Genomic DNA, 22,618 nt, shown 5'->3' with positions numbered 1-22,618 from the left:
TGGCGAGTCGCTGGTGCGACGCTAATCAAAGTAGTGTTGTAAAAACCTGTTGTAAAAACCGGTTAAACGCTTAACCCACCGCGCCTTCAAGCGTCACATTCAGCAGTGCTTCGGCCTCGACCGCAAACTCCATGGGCAGCTCCTGGAAGACATCCTTGCAGAAGCCGTTGACGATCATGCTGACGGCGTCTTCCTCGCTGATCCCCCGGCTGCGGCAGTAGAACAGCTGATCTTCACCGATCTTCGAGGTGGTTGCCTCGTGCTCGATGGTCGCCGTGCTGTTGCCGATCTCCTGATAAGGAAAGGTATGCGCGCCACAGGTGTCGCCAATCAGCAGCGAGTCGCACTGGGTAAAGTTACGCGCGCCCTTGGCACGCGGGCCAATCTTGACCAGACCGCGGTAGGACTGGTCGCTTTTACCCGCCGAAATCCCTTTTGCCACGATATAAGAGCGCGTGCCTTCACCGATATGGATCATCTTCGTGCCGGTATCCGCCTGCTGGCGGCCGTTGGTAACGGCAACGGAGTAGAACTCGCCGATGCTGTCCTTGCCGCGCAGTACGCAGGAGGGGTACTTCCAGGTGATCGCCGAGCCGGTTTCCACCTGGGTCCAGCTGATGCGCGAACGCTCGCCGCGGCAGTCGCCACGCTTGGTCACAAAGTTGTAGATACCACCCTTGCCCTCTTCATCACCGGGGTACCAGTTCTGAACGGTGGAGTACTTGATATAGGCATCGTCCAGCGCTACCAGCTCGACAACGGCGGCGTGCAGCTGGTTTTCATCGCGCATGGGCGCGGTGCAGCCCTCGAGATAGGAAACCTGGGCGCGGCTTTCGCACACGATCAAGGTACGCTCGAACTGTCCGGTATTGGCAGCGTTGATACGAAAATAGGTGGACAGCTCCATCGGGCAGGTAACGCCTTCAGGTACGAATACGAAGGAGCCGTCGGTAAAGACCGCCGAGTTGAGGGCGGCGAAATAGTTATCCGCTACCGGTACCACGGTCCCTAGATACTGCTTGATCAGCTCCGGGTAATCGCGAATTGCCTCGGAAATGGAGCAGAAGATGACGCCCGCCTCGGCAAGCTCCTTCTTGAACGTGGTGGCCACGGATACCGAGTCGAATACCGCATCCACGGCAACCCCGGCAAGCGCTGCACGCTCGTGCAGCGGAATACCCAGTTTTTCGTAGGTTTCCAGCAGCTTGGGGTCCACTTCATCCAGGCTTTGCGGACGGTCTTCAGGACGCTTTGGAGCACTGTAGTAGGAGATTTCCTGATAATCGATCGGCGGATAGTCAAGATGCGCCCAGGAAGGCTCTTTCATCTTCAGCCACTGGCGGTAGGCGTCGAGACGCCATTCAAGCATCCATTCCGGCTCGCCCTTCTTTTTGGAAATGAACGCAATGGTATTCTCGTCCAGACCGGGTGGAAGGGTGTCGCTTTCAATGTCGGTTACGAAACCATCTTTGTATTCGCGACGAACCAACTGTTCCATTTCTTCGCTTGCCATGGTGTTACCCTCCGGGCAGTTGGTGGCGAGTACTCTCGCCGTCAATAGGGATAAATTGCCTGGTCATCCGGTTTTACGCTGACACCGCCGACAGGCTGATAGATTGGATCGGCAGTTGCACGGGCAGCTTGATCGGCGTAGACGCGGCCAGATGGGCCAGGGTCACGCTCTCCAGCAGCGTGCGGATGGCAAGCGATACACGCTGCCAGTTGTCTGCCACGCCGCAAGTGGCCGCCAGCTCGCACTCCCCCTGGGCCTGACTGCATTCGGTCATCGCCACCGGGCCTTCAATGGCCGAAATGATATCGGCAGCGGTAATCTGCGAGGCCGACCGAGCGAGCCGGTAGCCACCCTGTGCGCCGCGCTGGGAGGTTAAAAGACCTGCCTTGACCAGCATCTTGAGCGTCTTGCTGACCGTTGGATGCGGCAACTGCACGGTTTCAGCCAAATCCGCGGCAGCATGTGAAGCCTGCGGATGACGGGCGATCTGGGCCATCACGACAGCGGCGTAATCTGTCAGCCGGGAAAGCTTGAGCATATGGACCCCCCTTGGCCAGTCAATCATCGTGCTGGCGTGCGTATCAATTGGGTACCATTTTAGTCCTGTATAAAATCGATGTGAAGCCCTTTCGCGAAATCATTGGCAAATCGCCCTCGATCCGCGCACGTTCGACGCAGATACCATCAAAAATGCCAATCATTATCATTTAAAACTTTTATTGGCTTGCTCGCATAAAAAAAGCCTGTCCTTTCGGGACAGGCTGTGAACGGGCAGTATCTGCCGGTTTCACGCTTTCTTGACGAACTGGGATTTGAGCTTCATGGGGCCAATCCCCTCTATCTTGCAGTCGATATCATGATCACCTTCGACCAGGCGGATACTCTTCACCTTGGTACCCACCTTGACCACCAGCGAGCTGCCCTTGACCTTCAGATCCTTGATGACCGTTACGCTGTCACCGTCGAATAGCGGGTTGCCGTTGGCATCACGCACGCTCAAAGCCTCATCCGATGCATCCGCTTCAGCCGTTTTCGACCACTCATGACCGCACTCGGGGCACACGTATTGCAGACCATCATCGTAGGTAAAGCTGGAGGTACAGGCAGGACAGTTGGGCAGTTCGTTCATGGACGGCTCCATCGCAGGTCATTGGAAAGCGATGGAGCCTACACGCCCTGCGCCAAATGTCCAGCGCCGGGAGCTTCAGTTGCGCTGATAAAAGCCGACCAACCGGTCAATACCCAGCAAGTGGGGCTCCACCTCTTCGAGAAGCTCGGCCACGCTCAGCCCTTCAGGGAGTGAGGTCTGGTGATCCAGCGCCAGCACAAGAAAGTAGTAAAGGTGCTTGCCGTGACCTTCCGGCGGCATGGGACCGCCGTAGCCCGGCTTGTCGAAATCATTGCGGCCCGCCGTACCCATGGGCGTATTCTCGTCCAGGCCGGTGATATCGCCTGGCAAGTTGTATAGCATCCAGTGCACGAAACCGTAGCGGCCCTCCTTGACCAGCGGTGCATCCGGATCATGACAGATGACGGCAAAGCCTTTGGTGCCTTCGGGCACGCCGTGCCAGGCAAGCGGCGGGGAAACGTCATCACCTTCACCGGTGTAACGGGCAGGAATGGCCTCGAGCTGACCAAATGCTGTGCTGGTTACCTGCATGGAAGAGAGCGCAAATGCCATAAAGGCCTCCTTGATTGAGCCAATCACAAGTCAAATATCTACGTCTGGTAAAGACACCCTACAGCGTAGCAATACTGCCCGGAAAGATTAATCCAGATAACCTGCGTACTGCTGCCACCACTGACGGGCAACCTGCACATTGTCAGCATTGTTCGAAGCGTTCAGAACGCTGGGTAGCTGCACGTAATTCCCACCGGTTCGTGCCATCAGCAGCGGGTCCTGGGTAGCCAGCTGCAGCGCGTAGAGCGCCAGCATCAGTTCGTAATCATCCTGTGTATCCAGGCGGGCAAACAGCAGAGGGACGGCGGGCATGCCAATCTCGCCCAGCCGCTCGGCAGCAAGATACCAGATCCGCGGATTGGCACGATCACCGTAGGTTGACACGAACCGTCGATCTGCCAGTCGGCTGACGTAGTAATAAGCCTCCTCCTCAGGGCTTGTATAAAGCGGCGGCACCCAGTCGGTTGCCGTCCCCGTGGTAGGGTAACCCGCTGGCGTAGCGACCGATGCAGGCGCCGCTGCCGGTTCAGCCGTACTGGCAGACGGTGTACGTTCGGGCTGATGACCTGCGCAGCCGGCCAGGGCCATGCACCCTGCAATCAACATATACCTTACTGCTTGCTGCGTCGTCATGCTCCAATACCCTCTATGCACTTTGCACTTTTTCAAGACCAACGGCCCTGCTGTTTCAAGCGCCGTTTCACCCAACCATCGTAAAGCGCCCGCAGCGCCGGCTTGACCAGTGGCAACCCGATCAGCCAGGCGATCGGGCGCAGCAATGCCACGCGCGCCATCAACACTCGATAAGCATCGATCCCTTGCACAAGACGCCCATCGGGCAGCGCTAGATGCAGTGATTTGAGCGCCTCATCGGGTGCCACGCCCCTGGCCCGTAGTTCATCGTGATGCTCGCTTACATCACACCACTGAATATCGCTCGCGCGCTCACCAGCCCAGCGCGCGTAACGCCGACGATCCCTGCGGCAGCTAGGGCAGACCGCGTCGTAATATACCTTGATACAAGCGTGAGTCGACATATAGGCTCAGGGTAGGTGACATCTATCCAGTTTGGCACTTCATCTGCACGACGCAAACAACACCAAGGTTTACCATGAAACAGCTGCTGATCGTAGCCCATGCGCCCTCTTCCAACACGCTCGCGCTTCGCCAGGCCGTCGAGCGTGGGGCGAACCACCAGGCTATCGAGATGGTTACCTGCCGCGTCATGAACCCGTTCGAGGCAGGCCCACAGGACGTGCTGGCTTGCGACGCCATCTTGCTGGGCACGCCGGAGAACCTGGGTTACATGAGCGGCGCCCTGAAGGATTTCTTTGATCGAAGCTTCTACGCACTGTGTGATCGCACGCAGGGCCTGCCCTGCGGATTATACGTGCGGGCAGGGCATGACGGCACGGGCACACAGCGTGGCATCGAGAGCATCGTCACGGGGCTTGGCTGGCGCTGGGCACAGGCGCCGCTGATACTGCGCGGCACATGGGATGAGACGTTTATCGAGCAGGCCGAGGAGCTTGGGATGTACATGGCCGCAGGGCTGGACAACGGCCTGTTCTAGACACTCTTGCCCCGAACAATAGAAAACGGCATCCCGAAGGATGCCGTTTCACTGCGACAGGATTTGCTACCAGCGCTATTTAAGCCGCTCGAACACCGTCGCTACCCCCTGCCCCATGCCGATACACATGGTGGCAAGCCCCAGCGTGGTATTCTGCTGCTGCATCACATTCAGCAGCGTGGTGCAGATACGCGAGCCCGAGCAGCCCAGCGGATGGCCGAGCGCAATCGCACCACCGTGCAGGTTGACCTTTTCATCCATGGCGTCCAGAAAGCCCAGATCCTTCAGCACAGGGAGACTCTGCGCGGCAAAGGCTTCGTTGAGTTCGACGGTCTGGATATCGCCGGATGAGAGACCGGCCGCCTTGAGCGCTTTCTTCGAGGCAGGTACCGGGCCGTAGCCCATGATGGACGCATCGCAGCCAGCCACCCCGGTCGAGAGTACGCGAGCGATCGGCTCGAGGCCCAGCGCCTGAGCACGCTCGTAGCTCATGACGGCCATGGCCGAGGCGCCGACCGAAAGCGCGGAAGAGGTGCCTGCCGACACCGTGCCGCTTCGTGGGTCGAATACCGGCTTGAGCTGTGCCATGGACTCGAGACTGGCATCGGCGCGAATGACTTCGTCATTTTTCACCATCACCTTGAAGCCGCGCTGGTCATGGCCTTCCACCCCGATGATTTCGTGGTCGAAGTACCCCTTCTCCATCGCTGCCTGGGCACGCTGGTGAGAGCGTACGCCAAACGCGTCCTGGTCCTCACGGGTGATGCCGTGCATCTTGCCCAGAAGCTCCGCGGTCAACCCCATCATCATGGACGCCTTGGCGGCGTACTTGCTGATGGCCGGGTTGACGTCCACCCCGTGCGCCATGGGGACGTGCTCCATGTGCTCGACACCACCGATCACATAGAAATCACCCATGCCCGCCTTGATGTTGGCTGCAGCGATATGCAGCGCAGTCATTGATGAGCCGCACAGTCGATTGACCGTCTGGGCGGGCACCGAACGTGGAATGCCGGTCATGATGGCCGCATTACGGGCAATGTTCATGGACTGTTCGAGGGTCTGATTGACACACCCCCAGATCACATCGTCCACTTCGCCAGGGTCCAGATTCGGGTTGCGGGTAAACAGCGCTTGCATGACCGCCGCGGACAGATTTTCCGCTCGTACGTTGCGAAATGCACCATTCTTGGCTTTTGCCATGGCGGTACGTACACCGTCGACCACCACGATATCTCGGGAATTCAAACTCATCGTATTGCTCCTGTTCGCGGTGATTCAGGCCTTGGCCGAGGCGCTGTAGAACTGTTCGTCATTCTGAGCCATCTGGCGCAGTTTCTCGGTGGGCGCGTAAAGTGGACCGAGCTCATCAGCCAGGCCATCGGCCAGTTTGACGAATTCGGCAACGCCCATGGCGTCGATATAGCGCAGTGCGCCTCCGCGGAAAGGCGGGAAACCGATGCCATAGATCAGTGCCATATCGGCTTCAGCCGGCGTATCCACGATGTTGTCTTCAAGACAACGCACCGTCTCGAGACACAACGGCACCATCATGCGGGCAATGATGTCCTCGTCGGAGAACTCCTTGCTCTGCTTGGCCACGTCCTTGATCAGCGCGTAAGCCTGCTCGTCGCTGACCTTTCTGGGCTTGCCCTTCTTGTCTTCTTCGTAGGCGTAGAAGCCCTTGTCGTTCTTCTGGCCCAGGCGATCGTTTTCATACATTACCTGAATGGCGGTCTTGCCCTCCCGCGCCATGCGGTCCGGGAAGCCTTCCGCCATGACCTCGTTGGCATGAACCGCCGTATCCATGCCCACCACGTCGAGCAGGTACGCCGGGCCCATGGGCCAGCCGAACTTCTCCATCACCTTGTCGACGCGCTGGAAGTCGGCGCCCTGCTCGACCAGATGACTGAAGCCGCCAAAGTAGGGGAACAGCACGCGATTGACCAGAAATCCGGGGCAATCATTGACCACGATAGGCGTCTTGCCCATGGCTCGCGCGTAGGCAACGGTGGCGGCCACGGCGGCGTCGGAGGTCTTTTCGCCGCGAATGACCTCTACCAGCGGCATGCGGTGCACCGGGTTGAAGAAGTGCATGCCGCAGAAGTTCTCGGGGCGCTTGAGATTCTTGGCCAGGCGATTGATCGAAATCGTCGAGGTGTTTGATGCAAGGATCGTGTCCTCGCTCACCATGCCTTCCACTTCGGTGAGCACCGCATCCTTCACCTTGGGATTTTCCACCACGGCTTCAACCACCAGATCGACATTGCCGAAGTCGCCGTAGGAGAGCGTCGGCCGAATGTTGGACAGCTTTTCCGCCATTTGCTCGTTGGTGAGCTTGTTACGCTCTACCTGCTTGGCAAACAGCTTGCGTGCTTCCTTGAGGCCAAGCTCGATGGCCTCGTCCTTGATATCCTTCATCAGGATGGGCGTACCCTTGGAAGCGCTCTGGTAGGCAATACCGCCGCCCATGATGCCGGCACCCAGCACCGCTGTCTGCTTGACCGGCTGGGCCTGCTTTTCATACTTGCCGGCTTTCTTCTTGACCACCTGATCGTTCATGAACAGACCGACCAGATTGAATGCCACGCCGCTCATTGCAAGCTTGGCAAACGCCTTGGCCTCGATGGCCTGAGCACGACCGCGCTCTTCGCCGGCGCCCTTCTGGATGACCTTGATGGCTTCAATCGGCGCCGGGTAGTGCGGCCCGGCCTTGCCGGCGACGTAGCCCTTGGCGGTTTCGAAGGCCATCATCTGTTCGATGGCGTTGAGCTTCAGCGGCGCTTTCTTCTCGGCGCGGCGCGCCTGGTAATCGAGCTCACCGCTGATCGCGCGGTCGAGAATGTCCAGCGCCGCCTCGTCAAGCTGCTCGGGCGTCACGACCGCATCTACCGCGCCGACTTTCAGCGCAGCGTCGGCGCGGTTTTCGCTACCGCCGGCGATCCACTCGACGGCGTTATCGGCACCGATCAGGCGCGGCAGGCGCACACAGCCCCCCCACCCAGGCAAGATGCCCAGCTTGGTTTCCGGCAGGCCGATCTTGGCTTTTTCACTCATGACGCGAAAATCAACGGTCAGCAGAACCTCGCATCCACCGCCCAGCGCCAACCCGTTGATGGCCGCAACCGACGGGAAAGGAAGATCCTCTATCGCATTGAAGATATCGTGAACCTTTAGGTTCATCTCTTCCAGATACGCTTCGCCCTTGGTGAAAAGGCTATGAAATTCGGTAATATCGGCGCCAACGATAAAGGCATCTTTGCCGCTGGCAAGCACCAGCCCCTGCAGATCGTTTTCCGCCTGCAGAGCATTTACCGCCTCACCGAGTTCGTTGACTACCGCGCTTGACAGTTTATTGACGGACTCATCCTTCAGATCGAAAGTAAGCCTTGCAATGTGATGGCCACCCAGGGTGTCACGACGCTCCACCGTGATGGCGTTGCCTTGATAGATCATCCGTGCTCTCTCCACAAGTTTGGACTGGCGCCCCTACCGGCTCGCCGGCATTTCATACGGTCGTTTGATAGCGTAAGCTTGGTTGAGTTGATGAACAACGTCAACCCCTGACTTTTGGCTAATCCCCGTCCTGATACGATGTCGAAAGTGCGTTCAGCGTTCAGTGAACCACCTAGCTTTCGAGCGCTTGTGCAACGTTCGTCGACATTTATCAAAAAGCCTAGGATCATATGTTTTTTTGTTCACGGGTATACCATCGATGGGTGCACTTCTGACACCGTCACGCGTCAAGGCGATACAACATTTTGTCGAACGCGGGATCGAGCGGCTCAAACCCTGGAGTTGGCTATGGCCGCCCATGGCCTTCGGCGCAGGCCTGGGCAGCTTCTTTCTGGTCGACCGCCAACAGTGGCTGGGCGCGGCGCTGGCACTGGGGCTGCTGTTAACCTGGATATTACTGCTTTCTGAAAGCCTGATCGGTCGCTGGCTTGCGAAGCGCGGCCATCCGACGCTTTCAAGAGGTATCACCACCTTCATCGCCCAGATGATTCACCAGGAAACGCTGTTCTTTACCCTGCCCTTCATTCTGATCACCACGGTATGGAACAGCGGCCAGACGCTGTTTGCCGTAATGGTGATCGGCATGGCCCTGCTCTCGATCATTGATCCGCTTTATTACAAGGTAGCAGGCAGATGGCGCAGCCTCTATTTTGCCTTTCACGCGCTGTGCGTCTTTCTGGTCGTACTGGTGACGCTACCCATCATGCTTCACCTGACCACTGGACAGAGCCTGCTGCTGGCCATGACGTTCATGGTACTCATCGCCGCTCCCAGCTTCTGGCATCTGCTCAAGCGCCGCTCCTTGAAGCGCTGGTGTGCTTTTCTCGCCCTGACGCTGGCGCTGGCCTATGGGGCCTGGCTTGGACGCATCTGGGTGCCGCCGGCAACGCTCTGGATGACCAGCACCGCCCTTTCACCTTCGCTGGATATCCAGCAACGAACGCCTCAGGGCGAGATCGCCCTGACGCCCCAGGCTATCCGTGAAAACGGGCTTTATGTGTATACCGCCATCCGCGCCCCTCGCGGGTTGAGCGAAACTATTTACCATGCCTGGCGTCATAATGGCGTAGCGTTGGATACCGTCGAACTCGACATCAATGGCGGACGAGAGCAAGGATATCGAGCCTGGAGTCACAAGCTCAATTTTCCAAGCGACCCCACCGGTGACTGGCGAGTGGATATACTGACCGACAGTGGTCAACGCTTGGGACTGATCCGCTTTACCGTTTCAGATGACCCGCAACTGGCTACCGTGGCCGACAGCGCGATCATGCCCAGCGGCTTGAGTGCATTGAATCTGCGCCGCTTCGTGCCGGGAAATCGAAAGCGTACTGACGAGCCTGTGGATGACTAGCGTGCCAATGGCTTGCATTCAACGTCGCAGCTAATGACAATCCACTTACTTTCTTTATTGGTAGCGAGTTGCCCATGGCTTCATCGATTGGTTTTCGTCTTGCACGCCTGCCCCACCTGTGGCGTTCCATTCTGGACCGAAGGCTGGCCCCGCTGGGGCTGACCCAGACCCGTTGGGTCACTCTTTATCATATCTGGCGGCTGGGCGAAGGCCACCCGCAGTGCGACCTGGCGCGAGTGATTGGCGTCGAGGCACCTTCTCTAGTGCGCACCCTTGGTCAGCTTGAAGAGCAGGGCCTGGTGGAGCGCCGCGCGTGTGATAATGATCGGCGCAGCAAGCGTATTCACCTTACTCCGGCGGCCATGCCGCTGCTTGAAAAGATCGACAGCGTTGCCCAGGAAGCCCGTGCGGAGATGTTTGAAGGACTCAGTGCCGACAATATCGAACAGCTGGATGAATGGCTTGCGATCATCGAGTCAAACGGACTGGCGATTCAGGCTCGTGATCAGGAAACACCTGGCTAGTGCCTGTTTGATGACCACCGATTGCAGAACCGCGCTGGCGCCTCTTCACAGAGGCGCCTTTTTCATGGCGCAACCGAGGGTTTCGCCGCCTGATCGGCCAACCCGCCGAGCATGTCACGCAGCGCGTTGAAGGATGTTGCGTACACGCCAAATCGCTCGGCGGTTTGCGACTCCCACCACCATAGCGTCAGCCCTGAAGACGTTGATTCTACCACCAGCGCATCTTGCGGCAGTCTTTCCAGAAGCTCTTTCAGCACCTGCTCGGCGGCGTCAGGCAGTGGGCGCAGCGGGGCAATTCGCCAGCGCCATCCAGCACAGTAGGCTTGAAGCGCGCTGCTTGCATGGCTATCCCGAACCAGCAGGAAATCCGGACCGGGGTTGGCTTGCGGGTAGAGCCAACGATAGGCGGGCATCACTCCCTTGAAATGGTGCAGCGGCGGCTTCTCGAGCTTGACGCTGGCGCCCTGCCCAGCGGCGCTGGCGCGCAGCCTTCCTTGACGCTTCTGGCGCGGGCTGGGCTTTAGCCACATGACCGGTGCCATGACGAACATCAGGATAAAACCGATAATCAACCATTCCATTGCTACTCCAACCTCACTTAAGTCACACTTGCCGGGTGTTGAATAAAACCACGTAAAACCATGACGCAGATCGTTGTGAAGACCAGATGCGCCGCCTAAAGTAATAATTATTAAACAAGAAGTTTCTCTTGTTACTCACTGCTGAGGAGAAAGGTCATGAGCTACCATCACATTCTGGTTGCCGTTGATTTAACCAAGGACTCCCACAAGGTGCTGGAGCGGGCCATTGCCATTGCAGCACGCAACGATGGCGCCAAGATTTCCATCATGCATACCCTGGAGCCGCTCGGCTTTGCCTACGGTGGCGATATCCCCATGGACCTGACCAGCATTCAGGATCAACTGGATGACCACGCCAAGGCGCGCCTGGCTGAAATTGCCGCCCCTCATATTGCTCATGCCGACCAGCACGTGGTGGTGGGCATGCCGGATACGGAAATTCACCGTTTTGCCGACGAGCACAACGTTGATCTGATCGTGGTCGGCTCTCATGGCCGCCATGGCTTTGCCCTGCTGCTGGGCTCGACCTCGACCGGCGTGCTGCACGGAGCCCAGTGCGATGTGCTGGCGGTTCGGGTTGGCAAGAAAGGCGAGAAAAGCGACGAGTAATCCACCCACCCTTTTACCAAGCAAGGCGCCCCTGGGCGCCTTGCTTGGGTTCTAGCGTCAGTCGCCTGCCGCCATTGCCTCAAGTTCCATCCAGCGCTCCATGGCGCTTTCAAGGCGCTGCTGTACGGTTTCAAGCGCCTGAAGCCTGGCGGTCACTCGGCTTGCCTCCTGTTGATAGAATGCCGGGTCGCCTATCTCCTGCTCGAGCACTTCCACTTCACTTTCCAGACGCTCGATGTCGGCAGGCAGCGCATCGAGTTCGCGCTGCAGCTTGTAGGAGAGCTTGACCGATTTCCTGGCAGGGGCCGCGGCCGGCGTTTCGGCAGCAGGCTTGGACGCTTTGGAGGTGGGTTCGGTCTTCTGCCGCGCCGCGCCTTCCCAGGGAGCGGGCGGGAGCGTCCCGCCCTGGCGAATCCAGTCGGTGTAGCCGCCCACATACTCGCGCACTACGCCGTCGCCTTCAAAGGCGAGCATGCTGGTGACCACGTTATCCATGAAGGTCCGGTCGTGGGAAACCAGCAAGAGCGTGCCGTCGAAATCGAGCAGCAGCTCTTCCAAAAGCTCCAGAGTTTCCATGTCCAGGTCGTTGGTCGGTTCATCCAGCACCAGCACGTTGGCGGGCTGGGTAAAGAGCTTGGCCAGCAGCAGACGATTGGATTCACCACCTGAAAGCGCCTTGACCGGCTGGCGAACGCGCTCCGGGGTGAACAGGAAATCCTGCAGATAGCTCATCACATGCCGATCACGCCCGCCGATACTGACCCGGTCGCTGCCCTGGGCCACGTTGTCATAGACGGTCTTTTCGAGCTCGAGACCGGCGCGCAGCTGATCGAAATAGGCCACCTTGAGGTTGGTGCCCAATTGAACGCTGCCCTCGGTGGGTTCAAGCTCGCCCAGCAGAATCTTGAGCAGCGTGGTCTTGCCCGCGCCGTTGCGGCCCAGAAAGCCGATACGATCACCGCGCATCACCTCAAGGTTCACATCGCGCAGGATCACCTCATCACCGAAGCGCTGAGTCACGCCCTTGAGTTCGACCACCCGTTTGCCGGTACGCTCGCCGCGATCCACGGTCAGATTGGCCGTGCCCTGGCGCTCGCGGCGCTGGCTGCGTTCGGCACGCATGGCCTCGAGTGCGCGCACGCGGCCCTCGTTGCGGGTACGCCGCGCCTTGACGCCCTGGCGAATCCAGGCCTCTTCCTGGGCGAGCTTCTTGTCGAACTCGGCGTTCTCACGGGCTTCGACTTCTAGCTCGTGCTGCTTGCGCGCCTGATACTCCTCGTACTTGCCGGGGTAGCGGCCCAGCTGGCCGCGGTCGAGTTCAAGAATGTTGGTGGCAAGCTTGGAGAGAAACGCCCGGTCGTGGGTAATCAGCAGTACCGCGCCGTTGAACGCCAGCAGTTGCTCCTCGAGCCAGGCAATGGTGTCCAGGTCCAGGTGGTTGGTGGGCTCATCGAGCAACAGCAGGTCCGGCTCGGACACCAGCGCGCGGGCCAGTGCTACCCGGCGGCGCCAGCCACCGGAGAGCGAGTTCATCTCGGCGGCGGGCGGCAGGCCCAGGCGGGTCAGCACCGTGTCGATACGCTGATGAAACGACCAGCCGTCAATGGCTTCCAGGCGCGTCTGCAGCGTCGCCATGCGGTCCATGTCCGGGTCGGGGTCGTTGATCAGGTGATCGTATTCGGATAGAAGCTCACCGGCTTCCGGCAAGCCCTGGGCCACCATGTCGAAGATGGTCATTCCCGATGACTCGGGAAGTTCCTGTGCCAGCACGCCGATCTTCAGGCCCGGCGCGCGCCAGATCGCTCCGTCATCGGCCACGATATCGCCGGCCACCAGTTTAAGGAGCGTGGACTTGCCGGTGCCGTTGCGCCCGACCAGTGCCAGCCGTTCGCCCTTTTCCACCGTCAGGTCGGCGCGATTGAGCAGTACATGGGTGCCGTAGGCGAGTTGCAGCTGTTCGAGTCGTAGCAGGGTCACGCGGTGTCCTCCTTAATCGTGAGGCGCACAGTGTAACGCATGCACCCCCCGCCCGTGTGATCCATATACGCAGAATTGCCGACCCTGCCACGCGATGCCCAACAGGTCACCGACCGGCTATATTTCGCGACGAATGCGTTTTTTATCGAGCTTGCCGACGCTGGTCTTGGGGATCACGTCGACAAACCGCATCACCTTGGGGATGGCCCAACGGTTGAGCTTGCCCTGATCGACGAACTGTTCCAGAAAGGCGGCAATACTTTCGTTACTCGGTGGGCAGTTGAGATCGGCAGGCACGATGAGTGCGGCCGGGCGCTCGCCCCATTTGTCGTCTGCCACGCCAATCACCGCGACCTCTGCAACGTCAGGGCACTGACTGATGTAGCTTTCAAGCTCCAGCGAGGAGAGCCATTCCCCGCCGGTCTTGATCACATCCTTGATACGATCGCTGATGGTGAGATAGCCGTGCTGGTCCAGGGTTGCCACATCGCCAGTATGCAGCCAGCCGTTGCGCCAGAGCTCTTCACTGCGCGCCTCTTCCTTGTAGTAGGCCTGGGTCAACCAAGGCGCCTGTACACGCACTTCGCCTACACTTTCGCCGTCGTGGGGCAGCGGCTGGCCGTCGGGGTCGACCACCTGCAGCTTGACCAGCGGCACGGGCAGGCCCGCCTTGCAGCGCCAGGGAAGCTGTGCCTCGGTATCTGCCTGCTCGATATGGCGGGGCAGGATGGTGGCAGTCAGCAGTGGGCAGGTTTCCGACATGCCATAGGCGCTGCGTGTATCAATGCCCAGCGCCAATGCTCGGCGCGCCAGCGATGGCGTCAGCGCACTGCCTCCGACCAGCACTTTCCAGCCGGCCAGATCCACCTTTCGTGATGTCACCGCCTCGGCGTTGACGATCATGTTCAAAAGCGTCGGCACGCAGTGGGAGAAGTCGACCCGCTCCTTGACCAAAAGCGACACCAGCATCTCGGGCTCGTAGCGCCCCGGATACACCTGGGTAGCACCCAGAAGCGTCGCGGTATAAGGCACACCCCAGGCATGAACGTGAAACATGGGCGTGATCGGCATGTAGACCTTGTCGCGATTGAGCAGCGCAAACCCCGGGGCCTGAAACGCGCTGGCCTCGCCCAGAGTGTGCAGCACCAGCTGGCGATGGGTAAAAAAGACGCCCTTGGGATTGCCCGTGGTGCCTGTGGTGTAGAACAGCGTCGCCACCGCGTTTTCATCGAAGCTCGGGAAGGAGAAGTGCGCGGGCTGTTCACTCAAAAGGCGCTCGTACTCGCCCGCCAGCGGCAGTGTCGTTTCCACCTCGGCTGGCGTTTCCTGGCAAAGCAGGTAGCCACGCACCTGGGGTAAATCACTGGCGAGTGGTTCGAGAAGCGGTAGAAAATCCTCGTGTACCAGCACGAACACGTCTTCGGCGTGGTCCATGGTATAGCGCACCTGCTCGGGCGCAAGCCGAATGTTCACGGTATGCAAAACGGCACCGATCATGGGGATCGCGAAGAAGCACTCCAGATAACGATGGCTGTCCCAATCGAGCACTGCCACTACGTCCCCTGCCCCGACGCCTTGTTGGGTGAGCACGTGGGCCAGCCGGTGAACACGTTCACGAAACGTAGGGTAGTCGTGGCGGCGCTGGTCACGGTAGACGATTGAGTTATCGCCCGCCACGCTCAATCCGGCGTCCAGCAGATCACCAATCATGAGCGGCGGGTTCGTCGCGCTGGACGTGGCAGGTAGAATTTTCGGCGTTTTCGTCGACATGCAGCGCTCCTTGACGTGCTCGTTGAAGTCTATTGGGTCAGGGCCTGAACCCTTGGCCTTTGCACGCAGAGTGGCATGTTGTGCCACGCTTGGCATCTCAGCTATTAGTCGATGTTTGCGCTTGGCGTTACAATGGCGTTTTATCCCTGCGCTGAAGGAGTGACGCTTGGCTGCATCAACGGTGGATACCTTTTTACCCGAGGCGCTTCGGTTTCGTTCGCCGGCCACTCTGGTGGATATCGGCGCGAACCTGACGCACGAAAGTTTTGATCGTGACCTTGATGACGTGATTGCCCGCGCTCAGGCGGCACAAGTCAATACAATGATCGTCACCGGAACCGACCTTGCTCATGCTGAACAGGCTATCGAGCTTGCCAGACGTTTCCCTGGCCTTTACGCCACCGCGGGCGTTCATCCCCATGATGCCAGCAGCTGGAATACCGAGCTTGCCGGAAGGATGGCGGCCCTGCACGAGCAGCCGGAAGTAGTGGCCGTGGGCGAGTGCGGGCTGGACTTCAACCGCAATTTCTCGACCCCCAAAGAGCAGGAGCAAGCGTTTGAAGCGCAGCTTGGCCTGGCGGCGGAGAGCGGATTGCCGCTGTTTCTTCACGAGCGCGATGCGGGCTCGAGGATGCGTGAAATGCTCGCCGCCTGGCGTGATGATATCAGCGACGCCGTGATTCACTGCTTCACCGCCGAGCGCGATACGCTCTATGGCTACCTGGATCTGGACCTGCACATCGGGTTGACCGGCTGGATATGCGATGAGCGCCGCGGTCATCACCTTCGCCCGCTGGTCAAGGATATTCCGCTTGCGCGGCTGATGGTCGAGACCGACTGCCCTTACCTTCTGCCTCGCAATCTGCCGGCCAAGCTCAAGGGTCGCCGCCATGAGCCTGCTCTGCTGCCGTGGATCGTCAAGGAAATTGCCCAGTGGCATGGCGTCAGCGAAGCCGAGCTGGCCGGGGCCACCACCCAAACAGCGCAGCGTTTTTTCCGCCTGCCCACCCAATCTTGAAAGGAGTACGAGCGTGGCCGATTACCCAGGATTCATTGCCATCGAAACCGGCGACGATGATGGCCTGCCACTGGCCATTGCCTGGTCGCTGCCCGATGGGCGCGTCAAGGAGACACTGATTCAGCCCGATGACAGCTGGATCAAGGAAGATACCAATGCCATGGGCGCCTACAGCATCGAGGAGCTGGAGAGCCTGGGCGTAAGCCCTCTCGAAGTGATTCGCGAACTCGAGAACGACCACTTCTCAGCCACGCTCTATACAAGCGACAATGGCGATGAAGAAGCCGCGCTTGCACGGCTGTTTGATACCTACGGGCTGGACCCGTTCGTCGAGCTCGCCCCCGCCCCGGTACTCTACCCTTCGCTTGCCCCCGGTGAATGGCACCGCCAGCGGCGTGAAACCTTCAGCGAGCTGGGCCTTGAGCCCATGCGCCCGGAACACGAGCTTGAAGTGATGCTCTCGCTGCATCAGCGCCTGACGGAGCAGGACTAGAGGCTGGCGGTCAACTGCTCGAGCGCTCCGGTATTTGCTCCAGAATGTCCAGGCCTTGCGCGATGGCATCCCTAAGCGGTTCATTTCGCTGATAAAACGCCGTCAGCGCCTCGAAAAAGGCGTTGGCGCGCAGAGGCAACCCTTCGCGCTGATAACGCTGTGCGCGAGCAAGCACCTTGGCTGCAAATGCTTCCCGGTCAACCTCCACGTCTCCGCCGAGATTGTCCACACTGACGTGAAACACTCGTCCACAAGCTCTTGTAAACAGTGACTCCAGCGCCTGGGGGGCGATCTCGGCTTGCTCGAACGCCTGCTGCTGCTCGGCATTGCGCCCATCGGGCAGGTACCAGTAACCGTAGTCTTCCAGTTCGCGGCGTTTGGCACCTGCAATGCACCAGTGGCTGATTTCATGCAGGGCACTGGCGTAGAAGCCGCGTGCGAAGATCACCTGATGATAAGGCATTGCCTGGCTTGCCGGTCGATAGAGAGGCTCGTCATCGCCGCGCACGAGCCGAGTCTGATAGCGCGACATGAACAGTCCATCAAATAACGCCGTTATATCCTCAAGGGTCCAGCGGTCACGTTCGTCGGTCACAATATCCTCGTTATTCAAGCACAATTTGCCTAGTATAGCGGCCCGCCCGGAGCAGGCTGAAGCGTGATCGGCAAAATCCAGCGAGTCCTGCTAACCTAGCGACATTTCTAGATCATCTTATTGACGGAGAGCCCTTCCTTGGCCGGCTTTGCTAACGACTTCAAGACCACCTACTGGCCCGAAACGCGCGCCCTGATCCTTCTGGCCTTGCCTATCTGCGGGGCGCAGCTTGCCCAGGCAGGCATGGGGGTTGTCGATGTCATGATGACGGGGCGCTTCAACGCGACGTCACTGGCGGCGGTCTCCGTGGGCAATAGCTTGTGGGCCCCCTTGATGTTATTCATGACCGGTACGTTGATGGGACTGACCCCTATCGTGGCGTATCATCTGGGTGGACAGCGCAGCGACGCCATACGCCCGGCAGTGCACCAAGGATTATGGGTGGCCTTGGTACTAGGTCTTATCGCCGCGTTTTTGCTCAAGACCAGCGTCATGCCCATTTTCGAGTTGATGGACGTACCCGCTCAGGTGGCGCAGGAGTCGGCAGCTTACCTCTCGGCCGTGGCGTTCGGCATGCCTGGAATCGCTCTTTTTCAGGCGTTACGCGCTTTTTCCGACGGAATGAACCATACTCGGCCCTCACTCTGGATCAGTGTGGTCGGCCTGGGCGTGAACATTCCGACCAACTATCTGTTGATCTACGGTGGCGAGGGACTGGTCAGCCTTCTGGGCAACGCTGTTCCCGAGAGCCTGCAGCAAATTCCGGCCCTGGGTGCCTTTGGCTGCGGCATTGCCACTGCCATCTCCATGTGGACCATGATGTTGATCATGCTGCTGTACACCCGTCGCGGGCGTGCTTATAAAAACGTGTCGCTATGGCATCGCTTTACGCCGCCCAAGCTTGCAGGAATCAAGGAACTCATCTTTGTAGGCATGCCGATCGGGGTGGCCATCTTTGTTGAGGTGACTCTGTTCACCCTGATCGCCCTGTTTATCGCAAGCTTGGGAGAGGTTACCGTGGGTGCGCACCAGATCGCTCTCAGCTATACCTCCATCCTGTTCATGCTGCCGCTTTCGTTAAGCATGGCGCTGACGGTACGCGTAGGCAATACTCTGGGCCAGCACCGCTTGTCACTGGCGCGGCAGGTCGCCTGGAATGGCGTCGTGGTGAGCATACTCATCGCGGCTTTCAATAGCCTGTTCTTGTGGGTCACCGCCAAACCGGTAATTGCGCTATATACCTCGAATGCCGAGATACAGGCACTGACACTTTCGATCATTGCCTTGGCCGTCATCTTCCAGCTGTCCGATTCACTCCAGGTCAACCTGGCCGGTGCGCTACGTGGTTACAAGGATACACGCATCGTCATGGTCATCACCGTGCTCTCCTACTGGATAGTGGGTCTTGGCGGGGGCCACTGGTTAGGCACGCAAGGCATAGACGGCGTGACTGGACCACTGGGAGTTCATGGCTACTGGATGGGCCTGATTATCGGGTTAAGCACTGCCACGCTTCTACTTGGCTGGCGGCTAAAATGGATCAGTCGGCAGGGGTAAAATGAGCAACGCGATGAGGATACTGAGCCTGCTTACGCTTGGTGCCAGCCTGGTATTATCCGGCTGCCAGGGGGACGACGCCGAGCAGTCTTGGGTTGCGTATCATCAGCAGATAGCCAAGGATCTCTCCTCATCGCCCATTGAGCGTGCCGCCATCGACAATATCGGTGCATTTCCACCACAGCGCGAACGGCTCATTCCCGTCGAGGAGACTCGCGAGGGAATGCTCAATATCTATGCGCTGCGCGAGTGCCAGATCACATCGCTGATTGCTGCGCGCAACAATCAGCTTGGCCGTGTAGCGCCACCCAGTCAGCACTGGCTTTACGAGCGCGAGCTTTGGCAACGCCTGGATACCTGCTTGAACAGCGATATTCCCGATGGCTTGAGTTCTGAACATCGCGCACGTCTCGAGCAGCTGACCCAGCTAAAGACCGAGCAGTTGCCCGCGGTCAGCTGGAATGCTCTGATGGGCTCCGAGGAGTGGGAAAGGAGCTTTTCACGGGCAAGCAGCGCGCTGGATATTGGCATGCTGCCTTCCATCGACCAGCCCCTTGCGGCCATACGCTACCTTCAGCAGATGATGGATACTCAGTTCAGTCATCGCTGGCAGCAGGACTCCTCGCGGCTCGAGAACCATCTGAAAGGTCTGCATCAGCGTCCATTGACCGCCGAGTTTCTGCGCACGCTGATGCTTGCTACCCAGCGACTGAACGAGGCGAGTGCTTATCTGGTCAACCACGACCCGCAATCAGCTGTCTGCCTGTCAGCCTGGGAAAGCGCCTCTCTGGACCAGTTCGAGCAGAATGCCAAGACGTGGCTTGATGCCGTCAATCGACTGATCACAAGCCAGACTATCGAACCGCCCGATGCGATAAGCCACTATAGGGAACGCTGGCTTTCGCTTGAAAATGACCAGGCCCCGTGGCCGGCCTACCAGAAAGCCCGAGCACATCACGAGGCGACAAGAAGCACCTACCCTCAATGTGCAGACGATTAAAATTCACACTCCCCCTTTAACCTTGTAGGCAACCTGTGCTATTGGTGAACCATGCAGCAGGCATCAATGACTGTTTGCCAATGTCATGACCACGCAGTACAAGGAGGGACATCATGGGCGCTTCCCAGTCACCCCGCTCTGCCCAGGTCATTGACCTGGACGCCATGCGTAAGCGTCAACAGGCGCAGAAGCATCTGGTTCGCCTGGCCCCTGAACTGGATGGGCTGGAGATGGTATATCAGCTCGCTGCGAGCCCTGATACCTATTACGGGATGCCTGTTCTGGCCTGGGGGCTGAGAGAAGATGGCCATGTAATCGGGCTGGTTCCGTGGATGGAAACCCTGACAGCCTGCCATGAAGTGGACAGTCAGGAGAACGGTTATTTCATTGGCTACCGTGACCCTGAAACCGAGGAAATATTCGATACGCCTCCCGATCACAAGTATCACGAACTGACTGCGGCGGCCGAATATTTCGAGTACGAGGCCTCAGGTGAAGTGACGCTTCTCCAGCAGATTCCCGATACCCTGGGCACCCACGCGCTGTGCATGAATGACCCCGACGCGCCCTGGAGCATGAAGCCCGTGTACGGCTGGCGGCTCTACAGCGATGGCTCGATTGATGCTCTGCTCGCCGATGAGCTAAAAGCCACCATGACTCCTATTCTGCTGGGCGATGCATGCCTTTACAGCGCTCGCACCCGCCACCAAAGCGTCTACTTCTTCCAGCGTCATATCGCCAATCGTATTCTGGAGGAGGACCCGGCCACGCTCGAAGCACTTGCCATGATGATAGTGCCCAGCGAATAAGCTGCTTTTCGGTTGCCTCTGCATGATCGCCAGCCCGCAGCGGCCTTCGACATTAGTCGATCAAGACCGTGAGCGGGCTGCTCAACGCTATGCTAAACGTATAAAGTAAACGTAGCCGTCTGCCGACTCATCGCGCTGAATAAGCTCATGCCCTAGAAATTGGCAGAATTTAGGCACATCCCGCGTTGTCGCAGGATCGGTCGCAACGACTTTCAGCACCTGTCCTGAGTGCATATCGCGCACCTTGTTATGCATCAGCATGATTGGCTCAGGGCAGTAGAGTCCACTGGTATCGAGCTCGGTATCGTGCGGGGGTAAGGCATCGGTAGTGACGGCCATTCATGTCCTCGGTCTAGGAAGTAGATAGCATGATTAAAGTTATCATCGAACGACGTATTACGCCCGGCCTGGAAGATGAGTATGAACAGGCAGCTTTAGAGGCGATGCGCGTGTCGCTTGGCATCAGCGGCTTTGTTGGTGGCGAAACCCTGGTTCAACTGGGGCATACCGATCGCCGCTTGATGATTACCAAGTGGCGCGATCTACGCGCCTGGAAAGAGTGGCACGCCAGCGAAGCGCGCGCCACTGCCATGCAACGCATTCTGCCATTACTGACGGAAGATGAAACTATCCGTATCTATGAAACAGGTTACTAAAGCCTTAGTTCGTCAACCGAACGTGCACGGTGACTTCTTCCCGGTCGTGGTAAAGGTGCCGACAGGTGATACTGCCGCGCACGCCAGCATTTTCCAGCGCGTCTTCCAGCGTTGTGAGGCAGCGGGTCACTTCGTCCCAACGCTTTTTCATGGGCAGCTTGAGATTGAAGATAGCCTCTCGGCACCACTTGCGAGTCAGCCAGCGCTCTATCATCGCCAGCACGCGCACGGGTTTATCGACAATATCACATACCAGCCAATCCAGTCGCTGAGGCGGCTCCCAGATAAAGCCATCCTCTTTTAGATGGTCGATCTGGCCGGTCTGCATGAGCTGCTTGTCCATAGGCCCGTTATCGATAGCGTATACATACATGCCGCGCTGCACCAACTGCCATGTCCAGCCGCCGGGGGCTGCCCCCAGGTCTGCCGCCTGCATATGCTCACCTAGCCGGGCATCCCACTCTTCCCGAGGAATAAACTCGTGCCAGGCTTCTTCCAGTTTCAGCGTCGAGCGGCTAGGTGCACGCGAGGGAAAGCGCAAGCGTCGAATGCCGTTGAGCAACTCACTGCGATTACCGGGAAAGCTCATGCCCAGCTGTACCCGGTCACCGTCGGTCCAGAAAACATGCAGGCGCCGACCGCCGGCCTTGCCGCGCAGCGCACCACGCTTTTTCAGCATGCTCTGTAGTGGCTTGGTCAGTGCCTTGATCAAGCCAGCCAGCGCTTTACCGTCGTTAGTATCCGGCGTTTCATGCCAGATCTCTTCAAAGCTCCAGCGGCTATTCTTGATCTGCTCAAGAATAGCCGTCAGACGGTCATCACGTGAAAGCGCTAGTGCCGGTAATGCGGCAAGGCTTTGGCGAGCAAAAATCAACTGATTGAATGCAGCCTGGCGGTGGAGATCATTTACCGGCTCGCCGTCTGTGCGTGTCAGGCTCGCCCACCCTTCTCCATAGACCGGCTCGCAGGAAACGCCGTGGCGTTTGGCATGATGCTGCATTTCTGCCAGTGCGTCACTTTCAAAGCCAGGCCGACAATAGACCAGCCATGACGTAGGGACCGTTTCACTCACCTTCTCACCTCAATTCGCGTCCAGCGCGCCAAGCAGCCGGTATTCGATATACTCATTCGGAGCGCATCATAGCATTTATCCGACACTATGGATTTCGTTTAACCTCATGGTGCTTGATTCGTTTAACTTCATGGTGCTTGAGCTTTCTTTCACGCATACAAAAAACCCAGCCGGGTGGCTGGGTTCTTCGTTGAATAAGTGCCTGACGATGACCTACTCTCGCATGGGGAGACCCCACACTACCATCGGCGCTAAGCGGTTTCACTACTGAGTTCGGCAAGGGATCAGGTGGTTCACGCTCGCTATGGTCGTCAGGCGTA

Annotated in this window: 24 protein-coding genes and 1 rRNA gene; 10 read left to right on the top strand and 15 right to left on the bottom strand. The window is 58.6% G+C overall.

Going from position 1 to position 22,618, the window contains the following annotated elements; translation table 11 throughout:
• Positions 1-70: 70 nt before the first annotated feature.
• From sufB to HW452_RS15435, 6 genes are all read right to left on the bottom strand, one after another.
• On the bottom strand, positions 71-1,513 hold the full coding sequence (gene sufB / locus HW452_RS15460; RefSeq protein ID WP_224106996.1) for a Fe-S cluster assembly protein SufB: 1,443 nt from the start codon (positions 1,511-1,513) through the stop codon (positions 71-73).
• A gap of 73 nt (positions 1,514-1,586) precedes the next feature.
• The gene (locus tag HW452_RS15455; RefSeq protein ID WP_224106995.1) at positions 1,587-2,051 is read right to left on the bottom strand and encodes an SUF system Fe-S cluster assembly regulator; all 465 of its coding nucleotides are present in this window, start codon (positions 2,049-2,051) and stop codon (positions 1,587-1,589) included.
• 249 nt (positions 2,052-2,300) lie between these two features.
• Positions 2,301-2,642 carry a zinc ribbon domain-containing protein YjdM gene (locus HW452_RS15450; protein WP_224106994.1) on the bottom strand — a complete coding sequence of 114 codons (342 nt, stop codon included), beginning with the start codon at positions 2,640-2,642 and terminating at the stop codon, positions 2,301-2,303.
• 75 nt (positions 2,643-2,717) lie between these two features.
• Positions 2,718-3,194 carry a YbhB/YbcL family Raf kinase inhibitor-like protein gene (locus tag HW452_RS15445; protein WP_224106993.1) on the bottom strand — a complete coding sequence of 159 codons (477 nt, stop codon included), beginning with the start codon at positions 3,192-3,194 and terminating at the stop codon, positions 2,718-2,720.
• 87 nt (positions 3,195-3,281) lie between these two features.
• A complete protein-coding gene (locus HW452_RS15440) occupies positions 3,282-3,800 on the bottom strand; it encodes a hypothetical protein (protein WP_224106992.1) in 519 nt (172 codons plus the stop codon).
• A 59-nt stretch (positions 3,801-3,859) separates the two neighbouring features.
• Positions 3,860-4,231, bottom strand: coding sequence for a thiol-disulfide oxidoreductase DCC family protein (locus tag HW452_RS15435; protein ID WP_224106991.1), 372 nt, complete (start codon positions 4,229-4,231; stop codon positions 3,860-3,862).
• Between the two features lie 74 nt (positions 4,232-4,305).
• Here HW452_RS15435 and HW452_RS15430 point away from each other — a divergent pair, with 74 nt between their 5' ends.
• Positions 4,306-4,767, top strand: coding sequence for a flavodoxin family protein (locus tag HW452_RS15430; RefSeq protein ID WP_224106990.1), 462 nt, complete (start codon positions 4,306-4,308; stop codon positions 4,765-4,767).
• A 75-nt stretch (positions 4,768-4,842) separates the two neighbouring features.
• Here the strand turns inward: HW452_RS15430 and fadA are convergent, their stop codons facing one another.
• Together fadA and fadB are read right to left on the bottom strand one after the other, a co-directional pair.
• Positions 4,843-6,021 (bottom strand): acetyl-CoA C-acyltransferase FadA, encoded by a 1,179-nt coding sequence (gene fadA / locus HW452_RS15425; protein WP_224106989.1) that lies wholly within the window; start codon positions 6,019-6,021, stop codon positions 4,843-4,845.
• Between the two features lie 24 nt (positions 6,022-6,045).
• The gene (gene fadB / locus HW452_RS15420) at positions 6,046-8,223 is read right to left on the bottom strand and encodes a fatty acid oxidation complex subunit alpha FadB (RefSeq protein ID WP_224106988.1); all 2,178 of its coding nucleotides are present in this window, start codon (positions 8,221-8,223) and stop codon (positions 6,046-6,048) included.
• Positions 8,224-8,482: 259 nt separating this feature from the next.
• Between fadB and HW452_RS15415 the strand changes: the two genes are divergently transcribed.
• Positions 8,483-9,637 (top strand): DUF5924 family protein, encoded by a 1,155-nt coding sequence (locus HW452_RS15415; RefSeq protein WP_224106987.1) that lies wholly within the window; start codon positions 8,483-8,485, stop codon positions 9,635-9,637.
• A gap of 74 nt (positions 9,638-9,711) precedes the next feature.
• Positions 9,712-10,161: a transcriptional regulator SlyA gene (gene slyA / locus HW452_RS15410; RefSeq protein ID WP_224106986.1), complete on the top strand. Its 450-nt coding sequence runs from the start codon at positions 9,712-9,714 to the stop codon at positions 10,159-10,161.
• A 62-nt stretch (positions 10,162-10,223) separates the two neighbouring features.
• On the opposite strand, the gene HW452_RS15405 is transcribed toward slyA, so the two are convergent.
• On the bottom strand, positions 10,224-10,742 hold the full coding sequence (locus tag HW452_RS15405) for a preprotein translocase subunit YajC (RefSeq protein WP_224106985.1): 519 nt from the start codon (positions 10,740-10,742) through the stop codon (positions 10,224-10,226).
• Between the two features lie 156 nt (positions 10,743-10,898).
• Between HW452_RS15405 and HW452_RS15400 the strand changes: the two genes are divergently transcribed.
• The gene (locus HW452_RS15400) at positions 10,899-11,351 is read left to right on the top strand and encodes a universal stress protein (protein WP_224106984.1); all 453 of its coding nucleotides are present in this window, start codon (positions 10,899-10,901) and stop codon (positions 11,349-11,351) included.
• 57 nt (positions 11,352-11,408) lie between these two features.
• Here HW452_RS15400 and HW452_RS15395 read toward each other — a convergent pair whose 3' ends face one another.
• Both HW452_RS15395 and HW452_RS15390 read right to left on the bottom strand, forming a co-directional pair.
• Positions 11,409-13,328, bottom strand: coding sequence for an ATP-binding cassette domain-containing protein (locus tag HW452_RS15395; RefSeq protein ID WP_224106983.1), 1,920 nt, complete (start codon positions 13,326-13,328; stop codon positions 11,409-11,411).
• Positions 13,329-13,445: 117 nt separating this feature from the next.
• Positions 13,446-15,098 carry a fatty acid--CoA ligase gene (locus HW452_RS15390; protein ID WP_224106982.1) on the bottom strand — a complete coding sequence of 551 codons (1,653 nt, stop codon included), beginning with the start codon at positions 15,096-15,098 and terminating at the stop codon, positions 13,446-13,448.
• Positions 15,099-15,264: 166 nt separating this feature from the next.
• On the opposite strand from HW452_RS15390, the gene HW452_RS15385 reads away from it, so the two are divergent.
• Positions 15,265-16,116 carry a TatD family hydrolase gene (locus HW452_RS15385; protein WP_224106981.1) on the top strand — a complete coding sequence of 284 codons (852 nt, stop codon included), beginning with the start codon at positions 15,265-15,267 and terminating at the stop codon, positions 16,114-16,116.
• A gap of 13 nt (positions 16,117-16,129) precedes the next feature.
• Positions 16,130-16,609 carry a hypothetical protein gene (locus HW452_RS15380; protein ID WP_224106980.1) on the top strand — a complete coding sequence of 160 codons (480 nt, stop codon included), beginning with the start codon at positions 16,130-16,132 and terminating at the stop codon, positions 16,607-16,609.
• Between the two features lie 10 nt (positions 16,610-16,619).
• On the opposite strand, the gene HW452_RS15375 is transcribed toward HW452_RS15380, so the two are convergent.
• Positions 16,620-17,207: an elongation factor P hydroxylase gene (locus tag HW452_RS15375; RefSeq protein ID WP_425348116.1), complete on the bottom strand. Its 588-nt coding sequence runs from the start codon at positions 17,205-17,207 to the stop codon at positions 16,620-16,622.
• Positions 17,208-17,342: 135 nt separating this feature from the next.
• On the opposite strand from HW452_RS15375, the gene HW452_RS15370 reads away from it, so the two are divergent.
• The 3 genes from HW452_RS15370 (at position 17,343) to HW452_RS15360 (ending at position 20,570) form a co-directional block, all read left to right on the top strand.
• Complete coding sequence (locus tag HW452_RS15370; protein WP_224106978.1) at positions 17,343-18,761, top strand: MATE family efflux transporter; 1,419 nt, start codon at positions 17,343-17,345, stop codon at positions 18,759-18,761.
• 13 nt (positions 18,762-18,774) lie between these two features.
• The gene (locus HW452_RS15365) at positions 18,775-19,761 is read left to right on the top strand and encodes a DUF3080 family protein (protein ID WP_224106977.1); all 987 of its coding nucleotides are present in this window, start codon (positions 18,775-18,777) and stop codon (positions 19,759-19,761) included.
• Between the two features lie 113 nt (positions 19,762-19,874).
• Positions 19,875-20,570, top strand: coding sequence for a hypothetical protein (locus tag HW452_RS15360; RefSeq protein WP_224106976.1), 696 nt, complete (start codon positions 19,875-19,877; stop codon positions 20,568-20,570).
• A gap of 87 nt (positions 20,571-20,657) precedes the next feature.
• Here the strand turns inward: HW452_RS15360 and tusA are convergent, their stop codons facing one another.
• Complete coding sequence (gene tusA / locus HW452_RS15355; RefSeq protein WP_224106975.1) at positions 20,658-20,909, bottom strand: sulfurtransferase TusA; 252 nt, start codon at positions 20,907-20,909, stop codon at positions 20,658-20,660.
• A 29-nt stretch (positions 20,910-20,938) separates the two neighbouring features.
• Between tusA and HW452_RS15350 the strand changes: the two genes are divergently transcribed.
• Positions 20,939-21,226, top strand: a complete 288-nt coding sequence (locus HW452_RS15350; RefSeq protein WP_224106974.1) for an antibiotic biosynthesis monooxygenase family protein — start codon at positions 20,939-20,941, stop codon at positions 21,224-21,226.
• Between the two features lie 4 nt (positions 21,227-21,230).
• On the opposite strand, the gene rlmM is transcribed toward HW452_RS15350, so the two are convergent.
• A complete protein-coding gene (rlmM, locus tag HW452_RS15345; protein WP_224106973.1) occupies positions 21,231-22,298 on the bottom strand; it encodes a 23S rRNA (cytidine(2498)-2'-O)-methyltransferase RlmM in 1,068 nt (355 codons plus the stop codon).
• Between the two features lie 200 nt (positions 22,299-22,498).
• A 5S ribosomal RNA gene (rrf, locus tag HW452_RS15340) occupies positions 22,499-22,614 on the bottom strand.
• Positions 22,615-22,618: the final 4 nt, after the last annotated feature.

It is taken from the genome of Vreelandella aquamarina (assembly GCF_020075495.1).
GTDB classification, from domain to species: domain Bacteria; phylum Pseudomonadota; class Gammaproteobacteria; order Pseudomonadales; family Halomonadaceae; genus Vreelandella; species Vreelandella aquamarina_A.
The sequence above is the reverse complement of the archived record's forward strand: the minus strand, read 5'-3'. Positions and strand labels throughout refer to the sequence as shown.

What these genes read in the sequence shown, in the direction of transcription:
- sufB (WP_224106996.1), bottom strand. Translation starts at nt 1,513, where the DNA reads ATGGCAAGCGAAGAAATGGAACAGTTGGTTCGTCGCGAATACAAAGAT.
- HW452_RS15455 (WP_224106995.1), bottom strand. Translation starts at nt 2,051, where the DNA reads ATGCTCAAGCTTTCCCGGCTGACAGATTACGCCGCTGTCGTGATGGCC.
- HW452_RS15450 (WP_224106994.1), bottom strand. Translation starts at nt 2,642, where the DNA reads ATGAACGAACTGCCCAACTGTCCTGCCTGTACCTCCAGCTTTACCTAC.
- HW452_RS15445 (WP_224106993.1), bottom strand. Translation starts at nt 3,194, where the DNA reads ATGGCATTTGCGCTCTCTTCCATGCAGGTAACCAGCACAGCATTTGGT.
- HW452_RS15440 (WP_224106992.1), bottom strand. Translation starts at nt 3,800, where the DNA reads ATGTTGATTGCAGGGTGCATGGCCCTGGCCGGCTGCGCAGGTCATCAG.
- HW452_RS15435 (WP_224106991.1), bottom strand. Translation starts at nt 4,231, where the DNA reads ATGTCGACTCACGCTTGTATCAAGGTATATTACGACGCGGTCTGCCCT.
- HW452_RS15430 (WP_224106990.1), top strand. Translation starts at nt 4,306, where the DNA reads ATGAAACAGCTGCTGATCGTAGCCCATGCGCCCTCTTCCAACACGCTC.
- fadA (WP_224106989.1), bottom strand. Translation starts at nt 6,021, where the DNA reads ATGAGTTTGAATTCCCGAGATATCGTGGTGGTCGACGGTGTACGTACC.
- fadB (WP_224106988.1), bottom strand. Translation starts at nt 8,223, where the DNA reads ATGATCTATCAAGGCAACGCCATCACGGTGGAGCGTCGTGACACCCTG.
- HW452_RS15415 (WP_224106987.1), top strand. Translation starts at nt 8,483, where the DNA reads ATGGGTGCACTTCTGACACCGTCACGCGTCAAGGCGATACAACATTTT.
- slyA (WP_224106986.1), top strand. Translation starts at nt 9,712, where the DNA reads ATGGCTTCATCGATTGGTTTTCGTCTTGCACGCCTGCCCCACCTGTGG.
- HW452_RS15405 (WP_224106985.1), bottom strand. Translation starts at nt 10,742, where the DNA reads ATGGAATGGTTGATTATCGGTTTTATCCTGATGTTCGTCATGGCACCG.
- HW452_RS15400 (WP_224106984.1), top strand. Translation starts at nt 10,899, where the DNA reads ATGAGCTACCATCACATTCTGGTTGCCGTTGATTTAACCAAGGACTCC.
- HW452_RS15390 (WP_224106982.1), bottom strand. Translation starts at nt 15,098, where the DNA reads ATGTCGACGAAAACGCCGAAAATTCTACCTGCCACGTCCAGCGCGACG.
- HW452_RS15365 (WP_224106977.1), top strand. Translation starts at nt 18,775, where the DNA reads ATGAGGATACTGAGCCTGCTTACGCTTGGTGCCAGCCTGGTATTATCC.
- HW452_RS15360 (WP_224106976.1), top strand. Translation starts at nt 19,875, where the DNA reads ATGGGCGCTTCCCAGTCACCCCGCTCTGCCCAGGTCATTGACCTGGAC.
- tusA (WP_224106975.1), bottom strand. Translation starts at nt 20,909, where the DNA reads ATGGCCGTCACTACCGATGCCTTACCCCCGCACGATACCGAGCTCGAT.
- HW452_RS15350 (WP_224106974.1), top strand. Translation starts at nt 20,939, where the DNA reads ATGATTAAAGTTATCATCGAACGACGTATTACGCCCGGCCTGGAAGAT.